Annotated in this window: 2 protein-coding genes; both read left to right on the top strand. The window is 42.4% G+C overall.

Features of this window, described 5'->3' with window-relative positions; genetic code table 11:
- Nucleotides 1–412: 412 nt before the first annotated feature.
- Nucleotides 413–1,201: an HAD family hydrolase gene (locus tag IQ234_RS20570; protein WP_193958434.1), complete on the top strand. Its 789-nt coding sequence runs from the start codon at nucleotides 413–415 to the stop codon at nucleotides 1,199–1,201.
- A 234-nt stretch (nucleotides 1,202–1,435) separates the two neighbouring features.
- Nucleotides 1,436–2,083, top strand: coding sequence for an ATP phosphoribosyltransferase (gene hisG, locus IQ234_RS20565; protein ID WP_110580374.1), 648 nt, complete (start codon nucleotides 1,436–1,438; stop codon nucleotides 2,081–2,083).
- Nucleotides 2,084–2,263: the final 180 nt, after the last annotated feature.

Raw genomic sequence — 2,263 nt, 5'->3', positions numbered from 1 at the left:
GGGTGTGGGATGTAGGGAAGTGGGGAGAATAAATAAAAAATAATCTCCTGAATCCTGTCTCCTGTCTCCTGAATCCTGAATCCTGAAAGCTAAAATAATGACTGACATTCAATAAAAATAATGATGAATTATGAATTATGAATTGGGGTGTGGGGTGTGGGATGTAGGGAAGTGGGGAGAATAAATAAAAAATAATCTCCTGAATCCTGTCTCCTGTCTCCTGAATCCTGTCTCCTGAATCCTGAAAGCTAAAATAATGACTGACATTCAATAAAAATAATGATGAATTATGAATTATGAATTATGAATTGGGGTGTGGGGTGTGGGATGTAGGGAAGTGGGGAGAATAAATAAAAAATAATCTCCTGAATCCTGTCTCCTGTCTCCTGAATCCTGTCCCCTGACAGCTAAAATGATGACTGACAATATAGATAAAAATAAGGAGGTTTATTTGCCGATAATTCGCTGTGGTAATCGAGAATTTAGAGATATTCAAGGGATTGTTTTTGATAAGGACGGTACGCTAGAGGATTCGCGGACTTTCTGGTACGATCGAGCTATAGCCCGGATACAAGCTATTGAATCGCAAATCCCTGGTTTAGAGTCTTTATTAACTAAAACTTTCGGTATTGGGGCAAATAGTCTCAATCCTGCTGGTTTAATGGCAGTGGGCAGCCGCAGAGATAATCATATCGTCGCTGCTGGTTGTATTGCTTCCACCGGCCAGGATTGGTTAACGGCCATGGCGATCGCAAAAGCGGCCTTCCAAGCGGCCGATGAAAAGGTTCCCCCCCGCTTAAATCCCCTCTATCCCCAATGTTTAGAAGTAATTCGTTATCTGCACGCGGCCGGTTTACAATTGGCGATTCTTTCCTCCGATACCACAGCACGAGTTGAGCAATTTGTCAAGGAAAATCACCTATTAAATTATATTAAAATTGCCCGAGGCTGCGATCAAGGTTTAAGTAAACCGGATCCCTTATTATTGCAAGAAACCTGTCAAGCTTTGGGGACCGCCGTGGACAAAACCCTGATGGTAGGCGATACTAGGGCTGATTGGGAAATGGCTAAACAGGCAAAATCAGCAGCTGCGATCGCAATTAGTTGGCAACCAGAAACCCATCAAGATTTACAATTAGCTGATGTGGTCATTAGAGAACTGACTGCAATCTCAGTTATCAGTTATGATTTTAGCTGTTAGGAGTCAGGAGTCAGGAGTCAGGAGTCAGGAGACAGGAGATAGGAGATAGGAGATAGGAGTCAGGAGACTATTTTTATTTGTTTTCCCTGCTCCCTTCTCCCCAATCCCCACTTCATAATTCATAATTTATAATTCCCGCTCCCCACTCCCTACACCCCACACCCCAATTCATAATTCATAATTCATAATTTCCACTTCCCCCCACTACTCTCTCCCCAATTCATAAGTCCCTCTATGCTAACAATTGCCTTACCGAAGGGTGCTTTACTAAACGAAAGTATCCAAATATTTCAGAAAATTGGCTTAGACTTTAGTGCCTTTCTTGACTCAAAAAATCGCCAATTACAGATTACCGACCCCACTAACCAAGCGAAAGCGTTATTAGTAAGAGCCACAGATGTCCCCGTTTATGTAGAATACGGTCAGGCACAATTAGGCATCGCCGGTTATGATATTTTATTGGAAAAATCTCCCGATGTGGCTAATTTAATTGACCTAAAATTTGGTTATTGTCGGATGTCGGTAGCTGTCCCTGCTGATAGTCCCTATCAAAGTCCTCTAGACATTCCCCATCACGGTAAAGTTGCCTCAAAATTTGTCAATTGTGCTAAGGATTATTTTCGTCGTTTAGATATTCCCGTCGAGATTATACCTCTCTATGGTTCCGTAGAATTAGGCCCGATTACGGGGATGTCAGAAGCAATAGTTGACCTAGTTTCCACCGGTCGAACTTTACGCGAAAATGGTTTAGTAGAAATTGACGAATTATTTGCTAGTAGCGCTCGATTAATCGCTCATCCCCTCAGCTATCGACTAAATCGCGATCAGATTTATAACTGGGTAGAAAAGCTCAGTTTAACGAATCAGCGCCCCCCTTATTAAGGGCTGACAGGTGTAGGTTTATTACAAAGAGGTGAGCAGTCACACACTCAAGATGAGAAAATCAAGCTAGAGATTTAGAGGAGCATCGTGAAAGGCAATGCTGAAAAACAAATATCTCAAGCAGTGGTCGTGCATAGTATCAGAACATCTGCCCCATTTGTCAATACCGCAAGCTATCGG

Origin of the sequence: Microcystis aeruginosa LEGE 91341, assembly GCF_015206885.1 — a bacterium.
Lineage (GTDB): Bacteria > Cyanobacteriota > Cyanobacteriia > Cyanobacteriales > Microcystaceae > Microcystis > Microcystis aeruginosa_H.
This window is presented reverse-complemented; position numbering and strand designations above follow the sequence as displayed.